Annotated in this window: 2 protein-coding genes; both read right to left on the reverse strand. The window is 66.1% G+C overall.

Going from position 1 to position 1,148, the window contains the following annotated elements; all coding sequences use genetic code 11:
• Positions 1-233 (reverse strand): DNA polymerase III subunit chi (locus tag EOA60_RS33995; RefSeq protein WP_164899811.1); only part of this gene is annotated, 233 nt, incomplete at its 3' end.
• Positions 234-240: 7 nt separating this feature from the next.
• Positions 241-1,148: leucyl aminopeptidase (locus EOA60_RS34000; protein WP_128312676.1), on the reverse strand; the 908-nt coding region annotated here is incomplete at its 5' end.

Raw genomic sequence — 1,148 nt, forward strand, 5'->3', positions numbered from 1 at the left:
CCCGTGGTGAGCAGGATCGGCTGCTCGGCCGGATAGGCTTCGCGGTCGGTGGCGTGCGCGAGGAAGGAGTCGTCGCGAAACGTCCACAAATGCTGGTCGAGCGCGTCCCGCCGTTCCTCCGTGCCGGTCTGCACGACCGCGCGCCAGCCGCGCTCGACACTGCGCTCGAGCAGGCCCGGCAGGGCTTCCTCAAGCGTCGATTCGGTCAGGTGGTAGAACAGGATGTCGGCCACGACAGCCTTACCCTTCGTAATGGTCGCGTACCAGCCTATCGAGCAGCCGCACGCCAAAGCCGGAGCCCCAGGATTGGTTGATCTCGCTCGCCGGCGCGCCCATCGCGGTGCCGGCGATGTCGAGATGCGCCCAGGGCGTGTCCTTGACGAAACGCTGCAGGAACTGCGCGGCGATGATGGCGCCGCCATAGCGGCCGCCGATGTTCTTCATGTCGGCGTTCTTGGACTCGATCAGCTTGTCGTATTCGGCGCCAAGCGGCATGCGCCACAGCCGCTCCTGCGTCGCTTGGCCGGCGCCGAAAAGCCTGCCGGCCAGCTCGTCATTGTTGGAAAACAGGCCGGCATAGTGCTGGCCAAGCGCGACCATGATGGCGCCGGTCAGCGTCGCCAGATTGACCATGAATTTCGGCTTGAAGCGATCGTTGGTGTACCAGAGCGCATCGGCGAGCACCAAGCGGCCTTCTGCGTCGGTGTTCAAGACCTCGATGGTCTGGCCCGACATCGAGGTGACGATGTCGCCCGGGCGTTGCGCATGGCCGTCGACGGCGTTCTCGACCAAGCCGATGACGCCGACGATATTGGCCTTGGCTTTGCGGGCGGCCAACGCACGGATCAGCCCGGTGACCGCGGCGGCACCGCCCATGTCGCCCTTCATGTCCTCCATGCCGGAGGCCGGCTTCATTGAATTGCCGCCGGTGTCGAAGGTGACGCCCTTGCCGATGAAGGCGATCGGCGCGTCCTTGGCCTTGCCGCCCTTCCATTGCATGACGGCCATGCGGGCGCCGCGCGGCGAGCCCTGCGCGACGCCAAGCAGCGAGCCCATGCCGAGCTTCTTCATCTCCTTCTCGGTGAGGATCTCGACCTCGACGCCGAGCCCTTCCAGTTCCTTCGCGCGAGCGGCGAACTCGACCGGAC

It is taken from the genome of Mesorhizobium sp. M1A.F.Ca.IN.020.06.1.1 (assembly GCF_004023265.1).
Lineage (GTDB): Bacteria > Pseudomonadota > Alphaproteobacteria > Rhizobiales > Rhizobiaceae > Mesorhizobium.